We start from the raw sequence: 25250 nt of genomic DNA, 5'->3' as shown, positions 1-25250 counted from the left end.
TTCAACTATTTACCCATCTATTTTTAAAAGAAATAACGTGTATCCTATGATATATAATTTCAATTAGTTAAATCGAAAAAAGGAAGAAATTGTGACAAAAAATTTCGATGAGCTACCTAAAACATATAGCTCTAATGATGTAGAAAAGAAGTGGTACCAGAAATGGGAAAATGAAAAGTATTTTACTCCTAAAGCAGGAAAGACTGGTGAGTCTTTTTGCGTCATCATGCCACCTCCAAACGTCACAGGAATTCTTCACGCAGGTCACGCACTTGATATCACAACTCAAGATGCCCTTATTCGTTTTAAAAGAATGAAAGGTTATGAAACCTTATTCCTTCCAGGAATGGATCACGCAGGTATTGCAACTCAATCAAAAGTTGAAGAGCTAATCTGGAATGAAGAAAAGAAAACTAAGCACGACTACTCTCGTGAAGATTTTCTAAAGAAGATCTGGGAGTGGAAAGAGCAATATGGTGGTGTTATCGCTAACCAACAAAGAGTAATGGGTGCAAGTTGTGATTGGGATTACTCAATGTTCACGATGGACCCTGAAGCAAACGAGGCCGTTCGACGCGCTTTCGTAACTCTTTATAATGAAGGTCTAATTTACCAATCGGACTATATTGTTAACTGGGACCCAAAACTTCAATCGGCAATCTCAGATGCAGAAGTTGATCACAAAGAAGTTAATGGTGCCTTCTACCATATCCTCTACTCTGTTAAAGATAGTGATATTAAATTAGAAGTTGCAACAACTAGACCTGAGACACTTCTTGGTGATACGGCCGTTGCAGTTAATCCAAACGATGAAAGATTTGCTCACCTAATTGGTAAGAAAGCAATCGTTCCACTTTGTAACCGTGAAGTTCCAATTGTTGGTGACGAACACGTTGATATTGAAAAAGGAACTGGTTGCCTAAAAGTTACTCCAGGTCACGACTTCAATGACTTTGAAATTGGAAAGAGACATAATCTTGAAATCATCAATATCCTTAATCTAGATGGAACTCTAAATGAGCACGGTCTTGAGTGGCAAGGCCTACCTTGTAAGAAAGCTCGTAAGGGTGTTATTGAAAAGCTTAAAGAGCTTGAACTATTCGTTAAAGAAGAAAAGCACGTGCACCAAGTTGGTCACGGTGAGAGATCAGGTGTTGTTATTGAACCAATGATCTCAAAGCAATGGTTTGTAAATGTTCACGATATGGCAGCTGAAGCTGTTGCAAAAGTGGAAGATGATACAACTCGTTTCTATCCAAAAGGATGGGAGAATACTTACTTCGCTTGGCTTCGCGAGCCAAAGAACTGGTGTGTTTCTCGTCAACTTTTATGGGGACACAGAATTCCAGTATTCACATGTACTTCATGTGAACACCAATGGGCCGATGAAGCTCTTGAGCCTGAATCATGTCCAAAGTGTAGTGCAAAAGATTACACACAAGATCCAGACGTTCTTGATACATGGTTCTCTTCAGGTCTATGGCCAATGTCGACACTTGGTTGGCCAAATGAGCAAAGAATGGAAGAGCGCGGTTTTGATAAGTTCTATCCAACTTCAGTTTTAATCACTGGTTTTGATATTATCTTCTTCTGGGTTGCTAGAATGATGATGATGGGAACTAAGTTTTCGAACCAAGTTCCATTCGATAAGGTTTATATCCACGCAATCGTTAGAGATAAGCTAGGTCGCAAGATGAGTAAATCTCTAGGTAACGGAATTGATCCACTTGAGATGGTTGAGCAATACGGAGCAGATGCTTTCCGCTTCACTCTTGCTGCTGGTTCAGGTTACAACCGTGCCATCAACCTCGACCCAGAAAGAATTGCTGGTTACAGAAACTTCATTAATAAGATTTGGAACGCTTTCCGTTTCATCTCTCCATTCTTAGACCTTGCTCAAAAAGAACTTCCAACTAACCTTGATGATCAAGAGAAATGGATTCTATCGGAGCTTAACGATGCAACAAAAGTTGTCAATGAGTCCCTCGATGCTTTCCGCTACGATGATGCTTGTTCTGAAGTTTACTCTTTTGTTTACGATAAGTTCTGTTCTTGGTTTATCGAACTTTCAAAGAATACTCTTAACGGTGAAGACGAAGCATCTAAAATACAAAGAGCAACAGTTCTTAAATATTGTTTTAGAAAAATCACGGCCCTTCTCCACCCAATAACTCCTTTCATCACAGAAGAGCTTTGGGGTTACTTAAAAGAAGATAGTGAAGACCTATTAATCTCAGCAGACTACCCTGAGTACGATGCTGCTCTTAACTACCCAAGTGAGCAAGTTAAGATGAATAAATTTATTGAGGTTGTTTCAGGAATTCGCTTCCTAAGACAATCAGTAAATATCAAACCTAAGGATGAAGTTGAGGTAGTTCTTCTAACTGACGATGAAGAAGCATCTTCTTACTTTGCGGATAATATGGCAGGTATGCAAGATCTAGCTCGTGCAAAAGATGTAGCAATTGCAGCAAAGTCTAGTGAGAACCCTAAGAAGTGTATCATGAAGGCAACGACTCACACTGATATCTTCTTAAAACTTGATGGCGTGATTGATCTTGATGCACAAATTAAGCGCCTAGAGAAAGACTTTGATAAAACTCAAAAAGAGTTTGATAAGATTGGAAAAAAACTTAATAACGAAAAATTCATGGCAAACGCGCCTGAAGAAGTTGTTGTTGAAGTAAGACAAAAAGCAAGTGACTTTGAAGAAAAACTAAACTCACTTAAAGAACAAATCGAACAATTCAAATCATAAAAAAAGTAAGGCCCTTTCAACAAGGGCCTTTTTTATATCTCAAAATAAAAATATTCTTCTTGATAGATCTCCCCATTAAATTCGAAGGGAGATTCCTTTAAAACCTTTCCTTCATTTTTAATAAAGAACCCTTTTGAAGGATTATCCTTAAAAGTACAAAGATAAAAACAATCATATCCTCGATTTTTAAAGTCTTTTATTGCAGCTTCAAATAGCTTTTGTCCCATACCGGACTTCTGATACTTTTTTAAAATATAAAAATCGTAGATTTCACCAGGTATACCGTGCTCATGTTCACGAGCTGGCCCATAATCGATAAAGCCAACTACATCACCATCTGGTGCGTGAAAGACGAGAGTTCCACCTTCGGTGGGCCTGCGGGGAATTTTTCTTTCCCATCCTTGTTGTACATCTGAATACTTTAATGAGTAGAGATAATCTTTAGAGAGAATGCCTTTGTAATTTTCCCAAAAGCAATCAACATAGATCCTGGCCAATGACTTGATATCGTCCACTTCCACAGGAACGATTTCAAAAGGTGCAAATGTGAGATCTTTTGCGGCCACCATAGAAATATTTTAGCAATATTATGCCGGCCTCGCAAACAAGTCTTTTCTAGAGCTATGGAACGAGTCTAAGTGACTGATAATTAACTATATAGTCTTCTAAATCCGGAAAAGTTTTTAGCTGAATTAACTCGCTAATTCCGTATGCTAAAAGCGTTGCTCCACTAAAACAAAGACGACCAATTGTCTCAGGCATATGCTTCCATTCAGGAATAGTCAGCTCTTCATCACCTACTAAGAAGACTACCTGGCCACGGTTACGGCCCATTTGTGCGGTTGCTAGCGACTTTGTTATAACAACATCAAACTCATCAATACGACGACGGAGAATATTTGAAGATTCACTAAATAAACTAATTCTTTTACTTACCTTTACCCCATCATAACTCTCTACTGCTTCACTTGGAATATAACCATGAAGTTTCAAAGTCGGTAAACATTCCGCTAGAAAGTTCATCCTTTCTACAAATTCAACATCATACTTATGTGGATAATTGATAAATATATTTGAGATTTTCTTATGAGTGAAGGCATGGTCAATATTCGCATCTTTGAAGTTCCCTTCCACTGCCTTTAAAGCACTAACTTTCTTTTCATCTAAGTACTCTCCACTATACTCTGGTAAAGATACTTGATAAAAGAAACTTTTTGGTCCACCTTGTAAACCGATCTTCACATTTGCTCTAAAAGCTAACCCAAGAACTGCCGAGTACATATCATTCACATAATCAATATAGTAATCAGTATTAAAAACTTCGTGTAGGTTTGCTGCAAACTTATGTGCCGCAAACATTGACTCCGTTTCTTTCTTTGAAATCGAATAGGCCCAACATCTTTCAGGTAACCAAAAGTCATCAATTCGAGTTGCATCGGTATAAACAATTGCAACCTGATTGTCCTCATGCTCTTTAAGAATGGCATTTACTACAGGTAGGATTGAAGCGATTTCAGCTTCATCACCTTTAACCCTGAGTAGGAACTTCTTCACTTGGATTCCTCTCCTTAACTCTTAATTCACAATAAATTACTGTAAAGAAAACAACAGCAAGTGGAAGAAAGAATAGATTTAGTAAAGGTATTGAAATAAGAATCATAAAACCAACTCCCCCTAGTAAATAAGGAAGAAAGCCTGATTTTACATCCCCTACACACTCTGAAAAGGTTAGGTTATTTCTTGACCAAGAATAATCAATAAATGAAATCGCAAGAATTAGTCCACCTAGAACAAATGTAATAGGCGGGAAGAAAAACCCAATACCAATATTGATAATTGATAAAACAACAATCACACCAATCTTTTTAAGTTCATTCATGAGGATACTTGGTAGCCTCTTTAATGTCTGGGCAAGAGTATCACTTGTTTCTTTTTGTAATTTATAAATCATCTCAACTCGTGAACTGAGCATATCATTAAAAGGAGAGGCAATAACTGAGACCACAATAAAAAATGTCCAGTTGATAATGACTCCTAGAAGAATAATTAAAACTCCAGAAAAGACAGTGCTAACCCACCCCTGATCTGGATACTTTTCGTTGATATAACCATGTCCCCATGTTGAGACTTCACTAAAGGCATAGTGCCCTAATGAGTAATAAAGAATAAAACCAATTAAAACCGGACAAAGAGCGATTAAGATAATTTTCTTATCTGATTTAAGAATATTCATTGAACGAAAAAAGAAATATGGAAGTTTTCCTATCATTTTGACTCCATTAATTTTGAACTGGGAATTTAAAAGTTTTCAATTTTGAAAAGTCTCTTAAAGTCGGTTTCGCCGGAATGGACTTCACAATACTTTTCAAATTCTGCCAGTCTAAGTATCTATCCATTATATCCGACTCCACATGATTTTTTTCAATGAAGTCAATTTTACCTTTGGCCTTATTGACCATCCCACTCGCTCCATTAAGATTGTCATCTTCATGGTGGTAAAGAGCAGTTGCCAGTTGAATCACAACCCAATACACATAACGCGCATTGTCTCCTATGGCATCCATCCAAAGGTCCTCAACGACCTCATGACACATCCAGTAATGACCTGTATTAAATAAGTTAAGCCCCTCTTGGATGAGTTCAAGATGCTCAGTAGTAAATTGTCCAAAGTGATAATCATTCATAATAGTGTAAGTCTAATTCATCTCATTCTCATAGACATGATGCAATGACCAAAACTATTCAATCGGCCTTAAAAACGATAGAATTTCTCAAATTTAAATTAACTAAAATATGAAACAGGAAGAGTGATGCATCATAAAGATCTCGTACCAGAGTACTTAAAAAATCTACAAGTTTACCAAGCAGGTAAACCAATCGATGAAGTCGTTAGAGAAAAGGGACTAACAAGAGTTTCTAAACTAGCTTCGAATGAAAACCCACTTGGGCCATCTCCATATGCTATTCGTGAAATGACTCGTGGACTTTGGGATCTCCACCGCTATCCAGATATGCATGCCTATGCGCTAAAATCAAAACTAGCAAAGATGTATGACCTACAACTAGATAATATTATTCTTGGAAATGGTTCAGAAGGAATCATGGCCTATATTGCTCGCGCCTTCCTTAAGCCAGATGATGAAGTTCTAACTTGTGACAATACTTTCATTGGCTTCTATATTCTTGCCAGAAGTGTTGGAGCAAAACTTAATAAAGTTCCACTAACAGAAGACTACCGTTTCGATGTAAAAGCACTTGCAGAAAATATCTCTGATAAAACTAAGATCATTTATATTGCGAATCCTAATAATCCAACAGGAACTTATATTACAAAAGAAGAGTTCGATTACCTTATGAAGTTCGTACCTCCTCATGTTCTTGTCATTCTAGATGAAGCTTATTTTGAATTTGCTCAAGAGTTTGATGATTACCCAGATTCGATGAATTACCGCTATGACAATGTTCTTACACTTAGAACATTCTCTAAGGCCTATGGGCTTTCAGGAATCCGTGTCGGCTATGGCTTTGGTCACCCTGAATTAATCGGCTACCTTACAAGAGTAAAGCTACCTTTTGAACCAAATCTAATTGGACAACTAGGAGCTGTAGGTGCTCTTGAAGATAGGCCACACCTTGAGCGCACACTTAGAAATAATCGTAAGCGCTATGATGAGCTTATGGAGTATTTAACAGCGAGACATTTTGCTCCAATAAAATCAGTGACAAATTTCGTTACAATTAAAACAGGTAGTAGTGAAGCAAGTGACTTCATGTTTGAAGAGCTTCTTAATGAAGGTGTCATTATTAGAAAACTTGTTGCTAACGAGATGCCAGAATTTGTTCGTATCAGTATTGGAACGAAGGATGAAATGTATCACTTCTATGAAGCTTTCGATCGCATCCTACCAGCATATAACAAAAGATTTAGAAAGGAACTTGCATGAAAATTTGCCAATATGTAAATCATGGAACTCATCGCCCAGAGCCTCGTCTAGGTATCCTATTAGATAATGGACTCGTAATTGACCCTAATAATGTTTGGGCATGTGATTATGAAAGAGAAGGTTATTTTAACTTTTGGCAAAGAGCAAACCATACTTGCCCTCCATCTCTTTTAGAAATTTTACAAACGAAAGATGATCCTATCGACTTCCTAGGTGAATGTTATGGCCTTTACCTATTTTTAGAAAAAGTTGGTGACCTTACTCTTAGAGATGGTACACCAATCGCATTTAAATCTGATGAGATTAATCTAAAAGCACCAATTGATAAAATCCCAAACTACCGCGACTTCTACGCACATGAAAAACATGTCGCTGCTGGTTTCAAAAAAAGAAATGAGCCAATTCCGGAAGCTTGGTATGAAATCCCGGCTTACTACAAAGGGCCAACTCATGGATTCATTGGACATAACCAAGAAGTTCTATGGCCACACTACACAAATATTCTCGACTACGAGCTAGAGCTAGGAATGGTTATTGCAAAAGATGGAATTAATATCCGCGAAGAAGATGCAAAAGATCATATCTTTGGATTTACAATCCTAAATGATATTTCTGCTCGCGATATTCAAAAGAAAGAAATGGCCGTCCGTCTAGGCCCTGCAAAAGGGAAAGATTTTTGTTCAGTGATTGGACCAGTTATTACAACTTTTGATGAATTCGATTTTAAGGAGCCAAATCTAAAAATGACGGCAACAGTAAATGGTGAAAAGTGGTCAGAAGGATTCTCTGGAGACTCTCACTATAGCTGGGCCCAAATGATTGCTCACGTCTCTCAAGATGAATGGGTCTTATCTGGAGACCTTTTTGGTTCAGGAACTGTTGGCACAGGCTGTGGTCTTGAGATTGATAGATGGTTAAAGCCTGGAGACGAAATCACTCTTGAGGTAGAAGGTATTGGAAAACTAACTAATAAAATAGGACCAAAAAGAGGGACTAAATAATGGCAACGGATAATAAAATGGAAAGCTTTAAAGCAAGTGGTGTTTATACAAAGCAAGCTCACGTTGATATCCCAGAAGGTCTATACGAAGAAGAACATGGACGCAATGGTTTCTTCGGTCGTGTTAGTCAGCTTTATCATACACAGCCACCGGTTAACTGGACTAATATTTCGGGAGATTTAAAACCAAAGAACCTTCCATCTCTTTTTAGTCATAAAGACCTGCAAGATGACTTCCGTACAATCTTAACGAATAATGATTGTGAGCTTAGTCTTGGTACATTAACAAAGTCACTAGATTATTTTTTAAGAAATGCTGACTTTGATGAGCTCTATTTTGTTCATGAAGGTAGTGGTACTTTTGAAACAATCTATGGCCATGTACCATTTGTAAAAGGTGACTACATCCTGATACCTCGTGGAACAACTTATACAGTGAAGATTTCACAAGCTGCAAAGTTCTTTCAAGTCGAATCGAACTCTGAATTTGAAGAACCTTCACGTGGGCTTCTTGGGCCTAATGCTCTTTATGATCAAACAGTAAAGTTCACACCTGAAGCAGCTCTTGGCAGTGATCAAGACTGGCAACAGTATGATGTAAGAGTAAAAAGACTTGGAGAAATCACAACAATCACCTATCCATTTAATCCTCTAACAGCTAAAGGCTGGAAAGGCTCTGTCTATCCATGGAAGATTTCAATTTATGATATCTGTCCAATCATGAGCCACCGTTATCATATTCCACCATCAGGACACACAACTTTTGTAGCAAGAAACTTCGTTGTTTGTTCTTTTGTTGAAAGACCTCTTGAGGATAAGAAGCACAAGGTTTTAAAAGTTCCTTTCTACCATTCAAATATTGATTTTGATGAGGTTCTTTTCTATCACCAAGGGAATTTCTTCTCTCGTGATAATATCGATGCAGGAGCTTTAACTTTTCACCCTCAAGGTGTTCACCATGGGCCACACCCAAAAGCCTTTGAAGCAGGTGAAGACAAATTATACACGGATGAGTACGCTGTCATGGTTGATACTCGCTATCCTTTAAAACCAACTAAATGGTTTGAAGAAAATGAAAACAAAGACTACTGGAAAAGCTGGATGTAATTATGGCAATTTTTGATACAACAAAACAAGATTTTAAAGACAATTATAAACTATTAATCGGATCAGTTATTCCTAGACCAATCGCAGTTGTTTCAACTGTTAATGAAGATGGTACAAGTAATATTGCACCTTTCTCATTTTTTACTGTGGTAAGTGCAAACCCAATGATCATCGGCTTCACTCCAATGATTCGTTCAAGCGATGGGGAACAAAAAGACACTCTTAAAAATATTCTTCGTCAAAAAGAATTCGTCGTAAACTTTGTAACTCAACACAACTACGAAAAAGTTAACCTCTGCTCAACAGAGCTTCCTCATGGAGAATCAGAATTCGACTTTGCTAAACTTACAGAATTAGATTCTGAAATTGTTACACCAAAGAGAATGAAAGAGTCACCAATCCACTTTGAGTGTAAGCTTAGAGATACATTAAGCTATGGTGATGTTCCTGGAACAGGTACTTTTGTGACAGGTGAAGTTGTTCGAGTTCACGTGGAAGACGAACTGCTTGATAGCGGTAGAATCGATCAAGATAAATATGCCCCAATTGGAAGAGGCGCAGGAAATGACTGGATTGTCTGTGATCACAGGGTTCAAATCGAGCGTCTCATGAAGGCACAAATTCAAAAATAATCAATAATTTCAGGCCCTTAGGGGCTTGAATACTATCTATACACCCCTAGTAAATTTTCCATTTTTGCCCATCTCACGGCCATTTTTCGCTAATATTTCCTCGAACACACATTAATAAAGAAGAGGAATATTTATGAAAAGACTACTGATAACAGCTATGATCCTAACAGGTGCAACGGCCCAAGCAGATCTATTTGATAACCTAACGGCAAATTTAAACCTTTCACCTTCTCAGTCTAACAACTTAAGAAATGGACTTTCTTCAATCCTAAGTGGCAGTGGAAGTTCCTCAGTGAGAGAAGCTGAAAAACTAAGCTTTAATAAATGTTTTGAAATGTTAAGGGAAGCAAAAAAAGAACAGATTAGAAGTGACAAAGACTTTATCAAATCTGGATATGCGACTGGAAATTTTTATTCAAATGTTATCGAAGGTGACTATCAACAATTCCATAACAAAAATGAAGATATTAGTAAGTTTGGGCGTACTCTTATGAGAGGGATTACGAATCTAGATAGTATTAGATTTAATAGCACAACTTCTGCAAAAGATGCTCCTCATCTTGATTACTATTGCTCAAGCTACATGGATATTGAAAGTGTATCAAAAGTAATAGTTGGAAATAAAGAATGTCGTAAAGTAGATCTGGCCCTAAATGCAATTGATGCAAATACAAAGAAGAAATACAAAGCAACGGCATCCAACCTCTTCTGCGAAGGAGAGAATATTGTAAAGACAGACTTTACAGGCAAAAGATTTGAAGTAATTTACGAAATGAATGAAATTTAAAAATAAAAAAGCCGCTTCAAGCGGCTTTTTCTTTATCTAAAACATATAACCTAAACTTAGCCCATAAGTGAAATCATCAGAGTTCTTATCATCATAAGAAGAATTCAAAAATGAATAACCTGTCTCCATCTGAATATATGCCCCATCAAAATCAAACCTCACACCAGGAAGCACTAAAATAACTTCAGGAGATTGTTGTCCATCATAAGATACAGTTGCACCATCTTTAAGAACACCATCAACTTTATATTCCATAAAAACAGTATTTAAATAGAATAGAATCGCAGGACTTACACGATAACCAACATTAAGCGAAGCTCCTAGGGACTTAGCTTTTAGATCTGTTGTATATACAGTCGAATCAGTATTCAGTGAGCCATCTTCGTGATAGCCAAAGCCGAACTCTCCCTGAAGAGACATCTTGAGACCGACTGTCCTTCTGTCGCCACCAATAAATTGATACTTAATTTTTAAAAGGTCAGAAGTATCCGGATATGTTTGAAGTCCAATATCAAGTCTTGGAAGTAGCCCTAGATCACCTTTAAATGTTAAAAGAGGCTCAGGCCCACTAACAGACTCCTCTGTTGTCGTACCACTAATAATAAAGTCATAGCCTTCAGCAAGATCGACATCATAGCCGCTTGCAACACCTACTGCGACATCGACCTTACCTAACCCACCCGTTGTTTCAGGACTATCCATACGAGCAGTAGGAATATTGTAATCAAGCTGAGCGCAACTTACGAATGTAACTAGTACTAATAAGAAACTAAGATATCTCATAAACTCTCCAATAATTAATTTATTAAATTATATTGGAGTTTAAGATAATTTAAAGAAGAAAAAAAAGGCCCGCAGAAAGCGGGCCCTTAGTATTATTTAATTTTTAATTCTGAGTGAAGTTTTGCAAAAGTTTTTTCTTCACGGATTGCATACATAAGGTTTGCTTTCATACGCTCATCTTTTGTGTAGAATTCTTTTACTTGGTCAGCAGTTAGGCCAGAAAGGCTTGCGCTTTCTTCGATTTTTGCATCAAAGTCTGCATCAGTTGATTCAACTTCGTACTTATTTGCAAGGTGGTCTAGAATTAGTCCTGACTTAACTTGGAAAAGAGCTTTTTCGTCTAAGTCACCTGCCCACTTCTCAAAGTACTCACCTAGCATATCTTCAGTGAAACCTTGTTGCTTAAGGTTGTTTGCAAGATCGTTCTTTAGGTGCTCTTTTTGTTGAGCAATCATAGTTGATGGAACATCAAAGCTATTTTCAGAGATTAGTTTTTCAAGAATTTCTTGATTTAACTTTTCAGCTGCTTGTCTTTCGTTTTGCTTAGTTAGGTTCTCTTGAGTTTTCGCTTTGAAATCTTCTACTGATTCAAAACCTAGCTCTTTTGCTACTTCATCAGTAAAGTCTGGAAGCTTTCTTTCTTTGATTTCAAGAAGTTCAACGTGGAACTTAACTTTTGCTTCTTTAAGTTCTTCTACGTGATACTCAGATGGGAAAGTAACTTCTAGAGTCTTCTTCTCACCTGCTTTCATACCAATCATTTGCTCTTCGAATCCTGGGATAAATTGACCAGAACCGATTTCTAATAGGTATTCTTCACCTTTCATATTTTCAGGCTTTTCACCATCAGCTTTTTCACCTTCGAAGTTCATAACAGCGAATAGTCCGTTAGCAAGTGCTGTACCTTCAGCAGCTTCAACCATTTCAGCTCTTGGAGCAAGGTAGTTCTTACGTACTTTTTCAACATCATCTTCAGTTACTTCAACTGTATCTTTTGTGAAAGATAGTTTTGAGAAATCTTTAAGTTCTACAGTTGGGAAGATTTCAACAACAGCATCAAATGATACAGACTTTCCATCTTTGTAATCCATATTTTCAAAGTTAGGGTAACCAACTACTTTAAGATCTTCTTTATTGATTGCTTCAAAAAGTTCCTTTTGAACGAAACGATTTAGAGCATCACCTTCAACTTGTGGACGGTATAGTTTTTCAACCATAGCGATTGGCGCTTTACCTTTTCTGAAACCTTTGATTGAAACTGATTTTTGTTTCTCTTTAAGAGCAACAGTAATTTGCTCAGATAGATCTAGGTTATCGAATGAAAAAGATAATTTTTTTGTGCAGTCATTAACTTGTTCTACTTTATAAGTCATGAATAAATCCTCACTTCGCTATGCGACAATATTAACATTATGAATAGCCGAAATTAGCTAGAATATGGCAAAAAGTCAATGAATATAAGGGGTTTCAATTGGCCTAATACTCAACCTTAACCAAAAATAGGCCCTGCGGTGGTGCAGTCGGAGCAACCTTTTCAGCACCTGGATTGGTCAATTGCCCCACAATAACTTCTCTTGAAATCTTTCCTTGAGCACACGACCAGATACTCGAAACAATTAAGCGAACCATCTGCTTCAAGAAGCCACTACCAGTAATTTCCATGATAAAGACATTTTCTTTAAGCCCTGGCCCATAACTCATCTCACTCTCAAAGACATTGCAGCTTGTTATTTTTCGAATTGTCGACTTAACAGGTGTTCCTTTGGTAGAAAACCCCTCAAAGTCATGCTCGCCGATAAATAGCTGACATGCTTCATTTAGCTTGGCCAAATCGAAATCCTTGCCCAGGTAAGTCACATAGTTTCTCAAGAATGGATTAGGCTGTTTTTTTTCTGAGAATACGTAACGATAAGTTTTGCTCTTTGCATTAAAAACCGGTTGAAAATCATCAGGAGCATATTCGGAGTCCACAACCTTTATTGCATCTGGTAATTGACTATTAAGTGCACGCATAAGTGCTTTTGGATTAATATCAATGGGAAGAGTTATTCGAGTGACCTGAAAAATTGCATGAACACCTGTATCAGTTCTTCCGCAACCTACAACTTGTATCTCTTCAGATTTAGATAATTGTTTTAAAACTTTTTCAATTTCACCCTGAATACTTTGCTGGCCTATTTGCTTCTGCCATCCAAAGTAATTCGTTCCATCGTACGAAAAAGTAACTTTATAGATACTCAAAGTTAAAGCCTATACCAAAAGACATTCCGCTTACGCTAAAGTCATCTCTTTTAAATCCTGAAATATCCATTGTCTTGGCCATGAGACTAATGCTCATTTCGCTAATGTCACTGAACTTCTTTAGGTCCATTCCAAAATTTGGAAAGATATTATAAATCGAAAAATCAATCGAAGCTGAAGCATTATAACCGTAACCTACTTGGCGAATATCCTTATCGTCATCACCTTGTTCACGATCATCTCTATTTTGCCAAATAGGAGCGATTACTGGCCCACCTTGAGCAGTAATCGAAACTTTCTTTCCAAGGTTTAACTTCGCACCAAGGTTTAAATCAATTGGAAATAACCATAGATTAAATGTTGTTCGTGAAATTGTTCCGTTCCCAAACTTTCCTTTTCCTGAGTTAAATGAAACACCAAGATTTCCCTGAAAGAATGTCGAGACAATATTTCTTTGAAAATAACTTCTATAATTGAACGTAAGATAACCTGCTTGAATCGAGTCAGCTTCAGAATTATCGTTTTGAAATGTTGATTCAAAAGTTCCCGTACTATCTGAATAATCATAAGTATCGTAGATATAAGTAAAACCAATTTGAGTATCTGCTTTCTGATACGTATTTTTTAATAAATCTTCAGTCTTATACTCAACATATGAATTTGGACTTGGATCTCTTAAGATTGAATCTTCATCAGTGGCCGTTTTCAACCACTCCTTATCTTGTGAACTCATTACAGCATTTTTAAGTTCTTCATCTGTATATTGCTGAGGCGTTGAACCAAAGATATCTGGAATCGAATTCTTATCTTCCTCATCACTAGAACCTTGATCATTTTCATACGGAGAATCATTTGAATCTAACTCTCCAGGCAGAGGCTGATTAAAGTCTATAGAAAAAACATTTGTACTTGAAATTAATAGCGTACAAATTAAGAGGTTTTTAAGATTCGCTTTCTTCATCTTTATCTTCCCAGTCGAACAGTTCAACTTTAGTATCCTTACTAAAAATATTATACACTAAACATCCAACAACATAGGCCGTAATCAGCACAAAAATCATCAGTTGCTCGTAAATAAGGATTAATACTAGAATGAGAAGAATCATTGCAAGAACCTTGCGGCGATTTTTTCTTACATAATCCGAGTTTTTAAAAGAATTAAACGGAATATTTGAGATCATTAGTAGGGAATAGAAAATCACATATGCGGCCGCATAGTAACTCTGATAGTCACCAAAGTTAAACTCCAGTGTCACCATAATAAAGCCAATAATTGCCAACGCTCCACCAGGAATTGGTAGGCCCTGGAAGTAATTAGATGGAACTTTATTAATATTCGCATTAAATCTTGCAAGTCTTAGAGCACCACATAGTAAGTACAAGAATGAAATAACCATCCCAGGTCTTCCTAGGCCCTGAAAGAACTTAAAGTAGACAATTAAAGCTGGGGCCATTCCAAAAGAGATAACATCACTAATAGAGTCAAATTGTTCACCAAATTGAGACTGTGTCCCTGTCAAACGTGCAACTCTTCCATCAACACTATCAAAAATTGCACCCAGTAGTAGAATCATACATGCAGGATAAAACATACCCTTCATGGCCATGATAATTGAAGCAAATCCACACCCCATATTTAACGCTGTAAAAACATTCGGTAAGAAAAAAGTTAGTTTATGTGGTTGTCCGTCATATCTTGTCATTTGAATTTCCTTCTTATTCTTCTATATAGCGACCTACGATTGTTTCCCCGCCCCTAACCTTTTCATTCATGGCCACAAGGAGTTCAGAGTTTTCGACTTGCATTTTTACAGTAGCACCTAATGGATAGAAACCAATATCAACTTGTCTTCTTCCAAGGTCCCCTGGTAATACAATTAGTTCTGGGTCACGTTTAAAAAATGAATTTATAAAAAATAGTCTAATCTTTCTATCGTTAGAGTCTTCTAAAGTAACTTTTGTTCCAAAGTCCTTGTCATTAAAAATAACGTTATTTACTCTCGCCGAAATTGGTAAATATATCCCATATCCGCTCAATAGTCCCATTCTAATTGATAGCTCAGAAACGTTATTCGATATTTTATTAATACCAACAACTTTCCCTGTTACAGGAGCATAAATCGATCCACGAGTTGTTACTTGATCTTCTTTGAATGAACTCAACTTCCTTCTAAATAGGAATAGAAATATACCTACGATAACAAAGTAGATTGAAAATAAATAAAAGCCGAATAATAGTAATAATAGAAATGCTACTACTATAATAAAGTTGATTGTGGACTTAGATAGATAAAATATTTTCACTTTAATAATTTATCAATATTCAACTGACATGTCATACTAAGACTTTTTAAATTCGACGTGAAGCGGACGGAAATAATAAGGCCTCTGTCTCATTCTTTCACTTACAACCTTACTAAAAACCGGTGCGGGGTTCTTACGTAGCACCTCTCGAGTATCCCCTTCACAATGCTCTGAAAGCTCATTTGCTCCATGAGTATATAATTGTGACTTATCCACAATACCCGAGCAAAATGCTTCAAATTCAGCTTGTGTTAGGAGCTTCTCCTCATCATTTGTACGAATATAATACTCTTTCTTAAATGCCGGAAACATCCAGTGAGTCGAGTCTTGTCCAAGAATACTTGGAATATCAGAGCTATAAAATGAGAAAACTTCAATATCATCTAACTCAAAAACTTGAGCAAGGCCTTCTCCTACTCTCATGCCAGTGTAAGAACCTGGGCCAGCAATTGAGATAAGACCTTTAATATTACTCACATCAAGGCCATGCTTTGAAAGTAAAGCGTGTATATTTTCATGAAGAACTTCAGAAGTCTTCTTTGTTTCAACAACAACATCTTCAATCCAAGAGAAGTTTTCGTCTAAAATTCCAAAGTGTAGAAGATGTGATGTATCAATAAATAAGTAAATCATTAGAAGAATCGCGTAAAATCGTTAAACAACGCCCCAATCATTAGTAGTAATAGAATAGAAAGACCAAATTGCTGGGCAATCTCTAACTTTCTTCTTGATAGTGGCCCACCGTTAATTGCTTCTAAAATTAGAAAAACAATATGCCCACCATCTAATACAGGAATTGGGAATAAGTTAATAACACCAAGGTTGATAGAAATTAACGCCATCAACTGGAAGAAATATGAAATTGAAGTATTGAAAGAATCGGAAGCAACTTTTCCAATCGTAAGTGGCCCACCAATATTCTTTAATGAAACTTCCGCTGTAATTAGTTTTTTAAAGCCTTCAAATGTTTTAACAACTCCATCCCATGTACGATATAAACTTCTTGGAATTGCTTTGAAAAAATTCATTGGCTCAGTTGTGACATACTTACCAGCGGCATAAATACCATGGCTGTAAACCCCAATTAACTTAACTGTTTTACCATTTTCAGTTCTAACGTCAGGAGTAATATTAAACTCTTTACTCTCACCCTTTCTAATAACTTTCAGTGAAGCCTGACCTTCGTTTTCTTGGATTTCACCTCTAAGCTCATCAAATGAATTAACTTCTTTTCCATTAACTGAAGTAATAATATCACCGGCCAACAGTCCTGCTTTATCCGCAGGAGACTTCATCTGAACACTCTTAACAACTAGATCCATAGGAAAGTAGTTATTTGTAAAAAGAGCGTGTTTAAGACCATTCGTTACATCGAGATGAGCAACGGCCTTAGCTTCCTTATCAAATATCGGCTGACTCGTTTCACTATCAATAGACTTAACAGGAAAAAGATCGAGATGTCCTGCCTCAATGGCAAGCTCTTCTAAACTATAGTCAGTATTTGGTTTATTACCTTTAGAAACAATGAATAGATTTCCATCTGCAGATTTAACAATTGGCAGTAGTAAGAAAGGTGGATACTTTACCATTTCTTCAAAGAATTGCTCAGGCTTCATATCAACCTTCACAACTTCTTTTCGACCTAGACGCTCAACAGTTAAAGACTTAATGTGGCCATCACTCTCCAAAACGATATCACTTGGAGAAGTTACCAGGTGCTCATTAACTTTATTAACAATATCTCCACTTCTAAAGCCTAGCTTATAAAAGCGTGTTTCTTTGGCAACACTACCAATTTTTATTTCTGGAACTTTTTCACCTGTTAAGAAAAGTGCAAAGAAGATAAAGAAGGCAAGAATAAAGTTAGCAAGAGGACCTCCAAAAACAATCCAAAATCTTTGCCACTTTTTCTTATGGATAAAAGAAAATTTCTTTTCTTCTTCAGAAATACCATCTTTGTTGAATGGATCATCTCCAAACATCTTCACATATCCACCAAGTGGAATTAAAGAGATGGCGTATTCTGTGTCACCTTTTTTCCATCTAAATAGTTTTGGACCAAAACCAATTGAAAAAACCTCAACTCTTACACCAAAGAGTCTTGCAAATAGGAAATGCCCTAGCTCATGAAAAAATACGAGTGGACCTAAAAATAAAATAAATATAACAATTTTCTCTAACATACTAACCCTTATAAAATCTTATAACTCAACAATAGTGTGTAAAACGGTATAACAAAGAGAAGACTATCGATTCGATCGTAAACCCCACCATGCCCAGGAATTAAGTTCGAGCTATCCTTTACACCTATTTGTCTTTTCAACTTAGACTGAATCAAGTCACCGACTTGACTTAAAATACCTAAAATAAAAAAGATCAGTATATATTTTACCGCAAAATCACCTATTAAATAATACCATACTAAAGTTCCCAATAGACCAGATGTTGCGGCCCCGCCAATTAAACCTTCAACAGTCTTATTAGGACTTACAGTGGCCCATAATTTAGTCTTTCCAAAATTCTTTCCAAAGAACCAAGCCCCAGTATCCATACCGAAGTTAAATACAAGTAGAATAATTACAAGAGCTTGCCAATTAGCATGATTAAGAAGTGAATGAAGATTAAGAAATGGAATCAAAAATATCACCATACTTAAAATTGTTACTCGCTTTAAAAGATTAACAAAATTCATCGACTCCATTGGAGAAATGAACAAATAACCTATTAGAACAAGATTTAATAAACAACCAATTGAAGGAATAAGAAGTCCATCAAATACATGATTATTATTCATTGCCCAAAACTGAATTCCAAGTAAAAGAACAAAGTTAATGAGTGTGAAAATACCTGTTACTTTGAGAGAGAGAAAATTCTTCGCGAATTCATAAAAGCAGGCAGCACTAACAACGATAAGGAGTGCTTCAATACCTACAACGCCAATAGAATATGCTAATGCGACGATACCTATCATTACAATGGCAGATAGGACTCTTTTTTGAGTATTTGTCATTTTAATTCCGTTTAATTTATTAATCTAATATTCTTTCTAATCTTATTTTTTGAAGCGGCCAGTGATTCAGTTTCACAAACTTGTCCAAAACGTCTTTCGCGTTTTTCGACTTCATAAATAATATTTTCAAATTCTTTACATGTGAAATTTGGCCACATCGTTTCAGTGAAATATAATTCACCGTATGCAATTTGCCATAATAGAAAGTTTGAGATTCTTTGATCTCCCCCAGTTCTAATCATTAGGTCAACATCACCTAACTCAGGGGCGTGAAGGGCCTGAGAAATATTCTCCTCAGTAACTTCAATATCTTCAGCAATTAGTTTGTTTACAGCACTAATAATTTCAGCGCGTCCACCATAACCAAATGCAAAAGTAAGCTTTAAACCAGTATTATCTTTCGACTCGTCTTTTAGTCGATTAATAATTTCAATTGTATCTTTTGGAAGTTTTGAAATATCACCAATAATATTAAACTTAATATTATTTTTTAAAACCCTCGTTCTCTCTTTGATAAGAAATTTCTTTAAAAGAAGAAAGAGAGTTCTAATTTCAGAAGGTGGGCGGCCCCAGTTCTCAGTAGAGAATGCATAAAGAGTCAGGGCCTTAATTCCCATGTCGTCAGCTTTTTCAACAACATCACTAACAACAGAACTTCCACGCACATGTCCCCATACACGACGATGAGCGCGGTTCTGTGCCCAGCGCCCATTGCCATCCATTATAATTGCAACATGTTTTAATTTAGACGTTTGAAAGTTCATCATTTATTCAAGTAAAGATTAAAGAGTTAGAAGCTCTTTCTCTTTTGCTGCAATGATCTCGTCTACTTGTTTTGTATACTTATCTGTTACAGTCTGAATTTCAGTTTGAAACTTCTTTGAATCATCTTCAGAAATCTCTTTAGCTTTTTCAGCTTTTTTCACAAGTTCATTTCCGTCACGACGAGCGTTACGAATTGCGATTTTGCTATCTTCACCAATCTTTTTAATTTCTTTTACCTGCTCTTTTCTTGTTTGCTCAGTAAGTGCAGGGAATGCAATTCTAATTAGGTTACCGTCATTTGATGGGTTAAGTCCTAAGTTTGCATTGATGATTGATTTTTCAATTTCACTGATAAGAGTTTTATCAAATGGTTGAATTTGAAGAAGTCTCGCTTCTGGAGTTGAAACCTGTCCAACTTGGTTAACAGGAGTTGGTGAACCATAGTAGTCTACAGTAACACCATCTAATACAGAAGCTGATGCACGACCAGTTCTGATTTTTGTTAATTGATGCTTTAGAGAATCAATTGACTTTGACATACCAGTTTCTAATGATGATTTAATTTCATTAATCATAATATACCTCTTATAAATTATTTAAGTACTTTAGTTCCAATGCTCTCGCCTGCTACGGCCTTAGCAATATTACCTTTTTCAAACATATTAAATACCACAATTTCCATCTCATTATCCATACAAAGTGAGATAGCAGCAGAATCCATAACCTTGATTCCCTTATTTAATACGTCGATATATTTTAATTGATCAAACTTGACTGCGTCATCATATTTCATAGGATCTTTATCATAGATTCCGTCAACTTTTGTCGCTTTAAAAATTACCTGTGCGTCAATTTCATTTGCTCTTAGGGCAGCTGCCGTATCTGTCGTAAAGTAAGGGTTTCCTGTACCTGCTGCGAAGATAACAACACGCTTCTTTTCAAGGTGTCTCTCAGCACGACGTCTAATATATGGCTCACATACCTCTTGCATATTAATAGCCGACATTACTCTCGTAAATACACCTTTTTGCTCAAGTGAATCTTGCATCGCAAGTGCATTTATGACAGTCGCCAACATTCCCATATGGTCTGAAGAAGTACGATCCATACCTCTTGTCGCTCCCGCTACACCACGGTGGATATTTCCACCACCAACAACGATAGCAACTTCTACACCCATTGCTACCAGTTCTTTAACCTCTTCAGAAATTTGGTTAAGAACATCGTGAGTTACACCATAACCAGCTTCACCAGCTAAGGCCTCACCAGAAAGTTTTAATAGAATTCTTTTATATTTCATATGTCCCCAATAACACTACAATCAAATTGCAAAAAAAAAGGGCTTAAAAAAGCCCTTTCTTATATTTAGTAATTAATTTTACTGTTGAGTCATCTTAGCAACTTCTTCAGCTAAGTTGTCTTCTTTCTTCTCAATCCCTTCACCAAGGTTGATTTTGTGGAAAGCTTTAACAGTAATATCACCACCAACTTTACCAGCTACGTCAGCAACAAGCTTCTTGATAGTAAAGTCTGGGTTCTTAATGAATACTTGCTCAACAAGACATACTTCTTTAGCAAGTTTTCCAAGTTTACCTTTAACGATCTGATCGATCATGTTTTCAGGTTTACCTTCTTCTTTAAGTTGTGCACGGTAAACTTCTTCTTCTCTCTTTTTGTAATCTTCATCAATATCATCTGAAGTTAAGAAAGATGGGTTAGCCGCTGCAACGTGCATTGCGATATCTTTTGCAAGTTCCGCAATTTCTGGAGCATCAGTCTTATCAGTCCCTAGCTCAACTAGAACACCAATTTTTCCACCGTGGTTATATGAACCAAGAACACCTGTTGTTTCAACTGCAGCAAATCTTCTTAGGTCGATTTTCTCACCACATTTCATAGTAAGTTCAGTTGTTTCAGCATTCTTAGCATCTTTAAGTTCTTCAATAGAAGCTGGCTTATTTGAAAGAGTCCAAGCAGCAACATTACTTGCGAAACCTTGGAAATCGTCACCTTTAGCAACAAAGTCAGTTTCACAGTTAACTTCAAGAATAACACCCTTGTTACCTTCTACTACAGATACAACTGTACCTTCAGCAGCAACACGGCTTGCTTTCTTAGCAGCTTTTGCTAGACCTTTAGTTCTTAGGAAATCTACTGCTGCCTCTAGGTCACCATTAGTTTCTGTAAGAGCTTTCTTACAGTCCATCATACCTGCACCAGTTTTTTCTCTTAATTCTTTAACAGCACTTGCCGTAATAGCCATTTTTTACCTCGCTAATTAATTATTAATTATTCTTCTTCACCAGCTAAATCGATGTCCTTCTCATACTTAGATAGAATTTCTTCTTCTAGAGCTTTATCAGTAACTTGGTTACCAGCTGCTTTAGCTTTGCTTGCACTACCTGCGATAGCACCTGCGAAGTAATCAGAGAAAAGAGTGATCGACTTGATTGCATCGTCGTTACCTGGAACAACGTAGTCAACACCTTCTGGGTCACAGTTAGTATCAACAATTGCAACAACAGGAATACCTAGCTTGTTAGCTTCTTTTACAGCAATTCTTTCATTGTTTGGATCAACAACTACGATTGCACCTGGAAGCTTTCTCATATCCTTGATACCACCAAGGTTTTTCTCTAGCTTTTCAACTTCTTTACCAACTTTGATTCTTTCTTTCTTAGTTAGTAACTCGAAGTCACCTGTTTCTTTCATTTTTTCAACTTTTCTTAGTTTATCGATTGAAAGGTTGATTGTTTTGTAGTTTGTAAGCATCCCACCTAGCCATCTGTTAGTTACATAATATGCACCACATGACTTAGCAGCAGTCTTAACAGTTTCAGAAGCTTGTCTTTTTGTAGCTACGAAAAGAATTGGCTTACCTTCAGAAGAAGTCTTCTTTAGGAAGTCATAAGCTTTTTTTGCTAAAGGAATAGTTTTAGCAAGGTCAACAATATAGATCCCGTTTCTTTCACCAAATACATATGGCTTCATTTTTGGATTCCACTTGTGAGTCTGGTGACCAAAGTGTGCACCTGCTTTTAAAAGATCATTAATGTTTAATTCTGACATACGAACTCCGCAGTTGGTTAAATACACTAACTCGAACCGAATGGACCAACCCTTCGAGTAGCTGTTTATTTCGCGATATTGCGATGGTGCATTTTTAACACGATGACACTGCGGATTCAATATTTTTTTGTAATATTTTTAGAGGAATTATTGGCCCTAACTTACCGAAAGAAAGGGCCTTTTAATTATAGAGTTGGTGAGTTTCCATCAACGAGAACGCGACGCGGCTTAGCACCCTGAGCAGGACCTACGACACCACGTTTTTCAAGCTCCTCAATAAGATTTGCTGCTCTGTTGTAACCAATTCTTAATCTTCTCTGTAGCATAGACGCTGACGCTGAGCGAGATTCCATGACAACTTTTACGGCTTCATCATAAAGAGCATCACCTGAATTTGATGAAGCTGCTGGCGTGATATGTGAACCATATGAGTATTCATCTGTTTCTACTTCTCCACCATTCTCAAGAAATTCCATTGCTTTCTCATCAAAACCTGACTCTAGGGCCTCTAATTTCTGAGTTAGGGCCTCGATTTCTACTTCATCAACATATGAAGAGTGAACACGTTGTGTGTTAATACCATGTTTATAAAGCATATCCCCTTTACCAAGTAGTCTTTCAGCACCGATTTTATCAAGAATCGTACTCGAGTCGGTACGTGAAGATACCCTAAAGGCAACACGTGTTGGGAAGTTTGACTTAATAACACCTGTAATAACATCAACAGAAGGTCTTTGTGTTGCAAGAACAAGGTGGATACCGGCAGCACGTGCCTTAGCAGCAATACGTGCAATATTATTTTCGATTTCTTTTCCGGCCTTAGTAAGAACAAGGTCAGCAAACTCATCGACAATGATTACAATATATGGAAGTTCGTAGTCTTCAGCTGTTGTGTCTTCATAATGGTGGTGAATCTTAGCAAGCATTTCAGGAGTCGCTCTCTTAAGCTTCTCATTGAAACCAGAAATATTACGAACACCAAAGTCAGCAAGAATTCCATAACGACGATCCATTTCCTGACAGGCCCAAAGAAGTGCAATTGATGCAGTTTTTGCATCAGTTACAACAGGCATTAGTAGGTGTGGAAGTTTTGCATAAAGGGCCATCTCAAGTTGCTTAGGGTCAATAAGAATTAATTTCATTTTCTTTGGTGACTTCTTAACAAGTAGTGAAACTAGAAGTGAGTTAATAAATACCGACTTACCAGCACCAGTTGCACCAGCAACAAGCATGTGTGGACACGTCGCTAAATCAATAACAAAAGATTCACCAAAAGCATTCTTCCCCATAGCAATTGGAAGTGAGTACTTAGCATTCTGAAACTCTTTAGAGCTCAATACTTCATCTAAATATATAATATCACGTGGATTTCTTGGAACTTCAACACCAACAGTATCTTTTCCCATCATTGCAGGAACAACACGAATTGGAGCACCATAAAGCGCTAAAGATAAGTCATCAGCAAGACCTGCAATCTTAGAAACCTTAACACCAGCTCCAGGTCTAAATTCGAAAGTATCAACGACTGGACCTTTTAATACGTTTACAATTTCACCCTCAATCTTAAATTCTGTAAGTTTTGATTCTAAGAGAGTAATAATTTGTTCAAAGTATGCTTTATCAGGTTCATTTGAAACCTTTTCAATTGTAGCTTCAGTAGCTGTATCAACAATATTAAAATATTGATTATCCGTAGATGTATCGGCCATACGATTAAGAGGAGCGGTAACAAGAATCTTTTTAACTTGTGGCCCTCTTTCTGCGCCTTCTTCAGATTGATCGCTACTCTCATCATTGGCTTTAGAAGCTTCAATGCTTTCTTGTGTACTACGAACGACTGTATTTGATTCATCAAAAGCAGGACGTGTAATCTGTGGTTTAATTACGGCCTCTTCAATTTCTTCGTCTTTATCTTCTTCAACTACTGCCCTTTCTTCAACAGTAGTCTTTGCTTTTAAAATATTCTGAGGCTTAATTTTATTAAGTGAGGCAAATAATGAACTCTCTTTCTTATCTTCCTCTTCTTTCTTATCATCTTTAAGGATACTATCCATTCTTTTACGAAGGCTATTATCGTGTTCAATCTGAGCAACAGGCTTTTTCTTCTCAAATGGAGCAGCAAGCGCTTGCTTTGCTTGTATAGCTTTAGTTGGTACGGCCTTAGTAAAATTAAAAGCCTTAACAATACTTTCCTTAAACCCGCCTCTAAATGTTCCAAACAAAAATAGGCCAAAAGCTACACTTGTATAAATGCCTAACCAAAGAGATGTGAAAGCATTCTTTAAAATATATTGTAGGCCAATTCCTAGTGCATCTTGAAAAAAGAAAAATGATACGGCCCCAGAAAAGAAGACTAGAGGAAAAAAGTTTAAGACATCAACCATATACTCACGCTTGTCGTAAATAAAAGTATGACAAAGCGAAAAAACAAAAAATGGAATCAAAATCCAAGGCCCACTGAAGTAAGAACCAAACTTAACCATTGAGAAGAAATAATAACTTAAAATATTACCCGAGTTATCAGATGTAATCGTAAAGTAATTATCCGGTAAATCATTTCCAAAATAAAAAGAGATAAAAGAGAATAATGTTAAGATAAATAGGATAACTAGTTGAGTTTTAAGGATATTTTTCTTCATACTTCTATTGTATATGAAATGTAAGTAAAGGCAAAAGAAAAGGCCGAAAACCCTTCTAGAAGCAAGAGAAAAACAAATAGAGTATTAAAATAGAAATTTTATGGCCACAAACAAAAAAAGCCAGATCATAAGATCTGGCTTTTTATATAGAAGGTGCATCTTCCTAGTCTCACACCAAGTTACCCTGGCACTACCTTCGGCGCAAGCGGGC

General features: G+C 36.7%; 25 protein-coding genes. 6 read left to right on the top strand and 19 right to left on the bottom strand.

What is annotated here, in order from left to right; translation table 11 throughout:
• Positions 1–91 precede the first annotated feature (91 nt).
• On the top strand, positions 92–2758 hold the full coding sequence (locus tag ABMA79_RS05300) for a valine--tRNA ligase (protein WP_393090887.1): 2667 nt from the start codon (positions 92–94) through the stop codon (positions 2756–2758).
• A 32-nt stretch (positions 2759–2790) separates the two neighbouring features.
• Here the strand turns inward: ABMA79_RS05300 and ABMA79_RS05295 are convergent, their stop codons facing one another.
• From ABMA79_RS05295 to ABMA79_RS05280, 4 genes are read right to left on the bottom strand one after another with little or no spacing between them, the layout of a single operon-like run.
• A complete protein-coding gene (locus ABMA79_RS05295) occupies positions 2791–3327 on the bottom strand; it encodes a GNAT family N-acetyltransferase (protein WP_393090884.1) in 537 nt (178 codons plus the stop codon).
• 52 nt (positions 3328–3379) lie between these two features.
• Positions 3380–4312, bottom strand: a complete 933-nt coding sequence (locus tag ABMA79_RS05290) for a hypothetical protein (RefSeq protein WP_393090882.1) — start codon at positions 4310–4312, stop codon at positions 3380–3382.
• Entirely contained in the window at positions 4287–5027 is a 741-nt protein-coding gene (locus ABMA79_RS05285; RefSeq protein ID WP_393090879.1) for an EI24 domain-containing protein, read from the bottom strand. The genes ABMA79_RS05290 and ABMA79_RS05285 overlap by 26 nt, the downstream gene beginning before the upstream one ends.
• Before the next feature lie 10 nt (positions 5028–5037).
• On the bottom strand, positions 5038–5442 hold the full coding sequence (locus tag ABMA79_RS05280) for a DUF309 domain-containing protein (RefSeq protein WP_392858063.1): 405 nt from the start codon (positions 5440–5442) through the stop codon (positions 5038–5040).
• A 126-nt stretch (positions 5443–5568) separates the two neighbouring features.
• Here ABMA79_RS05280 and hisC point away from each other — a divergent pair, with 126 nt between their 5' ends.
• The 5 genes from hisC to ABMA79_RS05255 all read left to right on the top strand — a co-directional run bounded on the left by hisC (position 5569) and on the right by ABMA79_RS05255 (position 10228).
• Complete coding sequence (gene hisC, locus ABMA79_RS05275) at positions 5569–6702, top strand: histidinol-phosphate transaminase (RefSeq protein ID WP_393057108.1); 1134 nt, start codon at positions 5569–5571, stop codon at positions 6700–6702.
• Complete coding sequence (locus ABMA79_RS05270; RefSeq protein WP_393090876.1) at positions 6699–7703, top strand: fumarylacetoacetate hydrolase family protein; 1005 nt, start codon at positions 6699–6701, stop codon at positions 7701–7703. The genes hisC and ABMA79_RS05270 overlap by 4 nt, the downstream gene beginning before the upstream one ends.
• The gene (locus ABMA79_RS05265) at positions 7703–8809 is read left to right on the top strand and encodes a homogentisate 1,2-dioxygenase (protein WP_393090873.1); all 1107 of its coding nucleotides are present in this window, start codon (positions 7703–7705) and stop codon (positions 8807–8809) included. The genes ABMA79_RS05270 and ABMA79_RS05265 overlap by 1 nt, the downstream gene beginning before the upstream one ends.
• A 2-nt stretch (positions 8810–8811) precedes the next feature.
• A complete protein-coding gene (locus ABMA79_RS05260; RefSeq protein WP_393090870.1) occupies positions 8812–9441 on the top strand; it encodes a flavin reductase family protein in 630 nt (209 codons plus the stop codon).
• 133 nt (positions 9442–9574) lie between these two features.
• Entirely contained in the window at positions 9575–10228 is a 654-nt protein-coding gene (locus ABMA79_RS05255) for a hypothetical protein (protein WP_393090868.1), read from the top strand.
• A gap of 36 nt (positions 10229–10264) precedes the next feature.
• Here the strand turns inward: ABMA79_RS05255 and ABMA79_RS05250 are convergent, their stop codons facing one another.
• The 15 genes from ABMA79_RS05250 to ABMA79_RS05180 all read right to left on the bottom strand — a co-directional run bounded on the left by ABMA79_RS05250 (position 10265) and on the right by ABMA79_RS05180 (position 25039).
• Complete coding sequence (locus ABMA79_RS05250; RefSeq protein WP_393090866.1) at positions 10265–11011, bottom strand: hypothetical protein; 747 nt, start codon at positions 11009–11011, stop codon at positions 10265–10267.
• 92 nt (positions 11012–11103) lie between these two features.
• A complete protein-coding gene (gene tig / locus ABMA79_RS05245; protein ID WP_393090863.1) occupies positions 11104–12384 on the bottom strand; it encodes a trigger factor in 1281 nt (426 codons plus the stop codon).
• A 103-nt stretch (positions 12385–12487) separates the two neighbouring features.
• On the bottom strand, positions 12488–13252 hold the full coding sequence (truA, locus tag ABMA79_RS05240) for a tRNA pseudouridine(38-40) synthase TruA (protein WP_393090861.1): 765 nt from the start codon (positions 13250–13252) through the stop codon (positions 12488–12490).
• Positions 13239–14213 carry a hypothetical protein gene (locus ABMA79_RS05235; protein WP_393090859.1) on the bottom strand — a complete coding sequence of 325 codons (975 nt, stop codon included), beginning with the start codon at positions 14211–14213 and terminating at the stop codon, positions 13239–13241. Before ABMA79_RS05235 ends, truA begins: the two co-directional genes overlap by 14 nt.
• Positions 14194–14955 carry a CDP-diacylglycerol--serine O-phosphatidyltransferase gene (gene pssA, locus ABMA79_RS05230; RefSeq protein WP_392858043.1) on the bottom strand — a complete coding sequence of 254 codons (762 nt, stop codon included), beginning with the start codon at positions 14953–14955 and terminating at the stop codon, positions 14194–14196. The genes ABMA79_RS05235 and pssA overlap by 20 nt, the downstream gene beginning before the upstream one ends.
• A gap of 13 nt (positions 14956–14968) precedes the next feature.
• The gene (locus ABMA79_RS05225; RefSeq protein ID WP_393090856.1) at positions 14969–15556 is read right to left on the bottom strand and encodes a hypothetical protein; all 588 of its coding nucleotides are present in this window, start codon (positions 15554–15556) and stop codon (positions 14969–14971) included.
• 36 nt (positions 15557–15592) lie between these two features.
• Positions 15593–16189, bottom strand: a complete 597-nt coding sequence (locus tag ABMA79_RS05220; protein ID WP_393090853.1) for a hypothetical protein — start codon at positions 16187–16189, stop codon at positions 15593–15595.
• Entirely contained in the window at positions 16189–17739 is a 1551-nt protein-coding gene (gene rseP / locus ABMA79_RS05215) for an RIP metalloprotease RseP (RefSeq protein WP_393090850.1), read from the bottom strand. The genes ABMA79_RS05220 and rseP overlap by 1 nt, the downstream gene beginning before the upstream one ends.
• A gap of 8 nt (positions 17740–17747) precedes the next feature.
• The gene (locus ABMA79_RS05210) at positions 17748–18566 is read right to left on the bottom strand and encodes a phosphatidate cytidylyltransferase (RefSeq protein ID WP_393057094.1); all 819 of its coding nucleotides are present in this window, start codon (positions 18564–18566) and stop codon (positions 17748–17750) included.
• 11 nt (positions 18567–18577) lie between these two features.
• The gene (gene uppS / locus ABMA79_RS05205) at positions 18578–19333 is read right to left on the bottom strand and encodes a polyprenyl diphosphate synthase (RefSeq protein WP_392858033.1); all 756 of its coding nucleotides are present in this window, start codon (positions 19331–19333) and stop codon (positions 18578–18580) included.
• A gap of 15 nt (positions 19334–19348) precedes the next feature.
• Positions 19349–19906, bottom strand: coding sequence for a ribosome recycling factor (gene frr / locus ABMA79_RS05200; protein WP_021268360.1), 558 nt, complete (start codon positions 19904–19906; stop codon positions 19349–19351).
• A gap of 17 nt (positions 19907–19923) precedes the next feature.
• Positions 19924–20631: a UMP kinase gene (pyrH, locus tag ABMA79_RS05195; protein WP_392858031.1), complete on the bottom strand. Its 708-nt coding sequence runs from the start codon at positions 20629–20631 to the stop codon at positions 19924–19926.
• A 78-nt stretch (positions 20632–20709) separates the two neighbouring features.
• Positions 20710–21594: a translation elongation factor Ts gene (tsf, locus tag ABMA79_RS05190; protein ID WP_393090847.1), complete on the bottom strand. Its 885-nt coding sequence runs from the start codon at positions 21592–21594 to the stop codon at positions 20710–20712.
• A gap of 26 nt (positions 21595–21620) precedes the next feature.
• Positions 21621–22400 (bottom strand): 30S ribosomal protein S2, encoded by a 780-nt coding sequence (gene rpsB, locus ABMA79_RS05185; RefSeq protein ID WP_021268438.1) that lies wholly within the window; start codon positions 22398–22400, stop codon positions 21621–21623.
• 185 nt (positions 22401–22585) lie between these two features.
• Positions 22586–25039, bottom strand: coding sequence for a DNA translocase FtsK (locus tag ABMA79_RS05180; RefSeq protein WP_393090844.1), 2454 nt, complete (start codon positions 25037–25039; stop codon positions 22586–22588).
• Between the last annotated feature and the right edge of the window lie 211 nt (positions 25040–25250).

Origin of the sequence: Halobacteriovorax sp. HFRX-2_2 (assembly GCF_043196705.1) — a bacterium.
In the GTDB taxonomy this organism is placed as follows: domain Bacteria; phylum Bdellovibrionota; class Bacteriovoracia; order Bacteriovoracales; family Bacteriovoracaceae; genus Halobacteriovorax_A.
Note: the sequence above shows the minus strand (reverse complement) of the source record. Positions and strands in the feature narration are given on the sequence as shown.

Excerpts from the sequence above, each read along its gene's own strand:
- ABMA79_RS05295 (WP_393090884.1), bottom strand. The coding sequence starts at position 3,327 with ATGGTGGCCGCAAAAGATCTCACATTTGCACCTTTTGAAATCGTTCCT.
- ABMA79_RS05285 (WP_393090879.1), bottom strand. The coding sequence starts at position 5,027 with ATGATAGGAAAACTTCCATATTTCTTTTTTCGTTCAATGAATATTCTT.
- ABMA79_RS05280 (WP_392858063.1), bottom strand. The coding sequence starts at position 5,442 with ATGAATGATTATCACTTTGGACAATTTACTACTGAGCATCTTGAACTC.
- hisC (WP_393057108.1), top strand. The coding sequence starts at position 5,569 with ATGCATCATAAAGATCTCGTACCAGAGTACTTAAAAAATCTACAAGTT.
- ABMA79_RS05270 (WP_393090876.1), top strand. The coding sequence starts at position 6,699 with ATGAAAATTTGCCAATATGTAAATCATGGAACTCATCGCCCAGAGCCT.
- ABMA79_RS05265 (WP_393090873.1), top strand. The coding sequence starts at position 7,703 with ATGGCAACGGATAATAAAATGGAAAGCTTTAAAGCAAGTGGTGTTTAT.
- ABMA79_RS05260 (WP_393090870.1), top strand. The coding sequence starts at position 8,812 with ATGGCAATTTTTGATACAACAAAACAAGATTTTAAAGACAATTATAAA.
- ABMA79_RS05255 (WP_393090868.1), top strand. The coding sequence starts at position 9,575 with ATGAAAAGACTACTGATAACAGCTATGATCCTAACAGGTGCAACGGCC.
- ABMA79_RS05250 (WP_393090866.1), bottom strand. The coding sequence starts at position 11,011 with ATGAGATATCTTAGTTTCTTATTAGTACTAGTTACATTCGTAAGTTGC.
- tig (WP_393090863.1), bottom strand. The coding sequence starts at position 12,384 with ATGACTTATAAAGTAGAACAAGTTAATGACTGCACAAAAAAATTATCT.
- ABMA79_RS05235 (WP_393090859.1), bottom strand. The coding sequence starts at position 14,213 with ATGAAGAAAGCGAATCTTAAAAACCTCTTAATTTGTACGCTATTAATT.
- pssA (WP_392858043.1), bottom strand. The coding sequence starts at position 14,955 with ATGACAAGATATGACGGACAACCACATAAACTAACTTTTTTCTTACCG.
- ABMA79_RS05220 (WP_393090853.1), bottom strand. The coding sequence starts at position 16,189 with ATGATTTACTTATTTATTGATACATCACATCTTCTACACTTTGGAATT.
- rseP (WP_393090850.1), bottom strand. The coding sequence starts at position 17,739 with ATGTTAGAGAAAATTGTTATATTTATTTTATTTTTAGGTCCACTCGTA.
- ABMA79_RS05210 (WP_393057094.1), bottom strand. The coding sequence starts at position 18,566 with ATGACAAATACTCAAAAAAGAGTCCTATCTGCCATTGTAATGATAGGT.
- uppS (WP_392858033.1), bottom strand. The coding sequence starts at position 19,333 with ATGATGAACTTTCAAACGTCTAAATTAAAACATGTTGCAATTATAATG.
- frr (WP_021268360.1), bottom strand. The coding sequence starts at position 19,906 with ATGATTAATGAAATTAAATCATCATTAGAAACTGGTATGTCAAAGTCA.
- pyrH (WP_392858031.1), bottom strand. The coding sequence starts at position 20,631 with ATGAAATATAAAAGAATTCTATTAAAACTTTCTGGTGAGGCCTTAGCT.
- tsf (WP_393090847.1), bottom strand. The coding sequence starts at position 21,594 with ATGGCTATTACGGCAAGTGCTGTTAAAGAATTAAGAGAAAAAACTGGT.
- rpsB (WP_021268438.1), bottom strand. The coding sequence starts at position 22,400 with ATGTCAGAATTAAACATTAATGATCTTTTAAAAGCAGGTGCACACTTT.
- ABMA79_RS05180 (WP_393090844.1), bottom strand. The coding sequence starts at position 25,039 with ATGAAGAAAAATATCCTTAAAACTCAACTAGTTATCCTATTTATCTTA.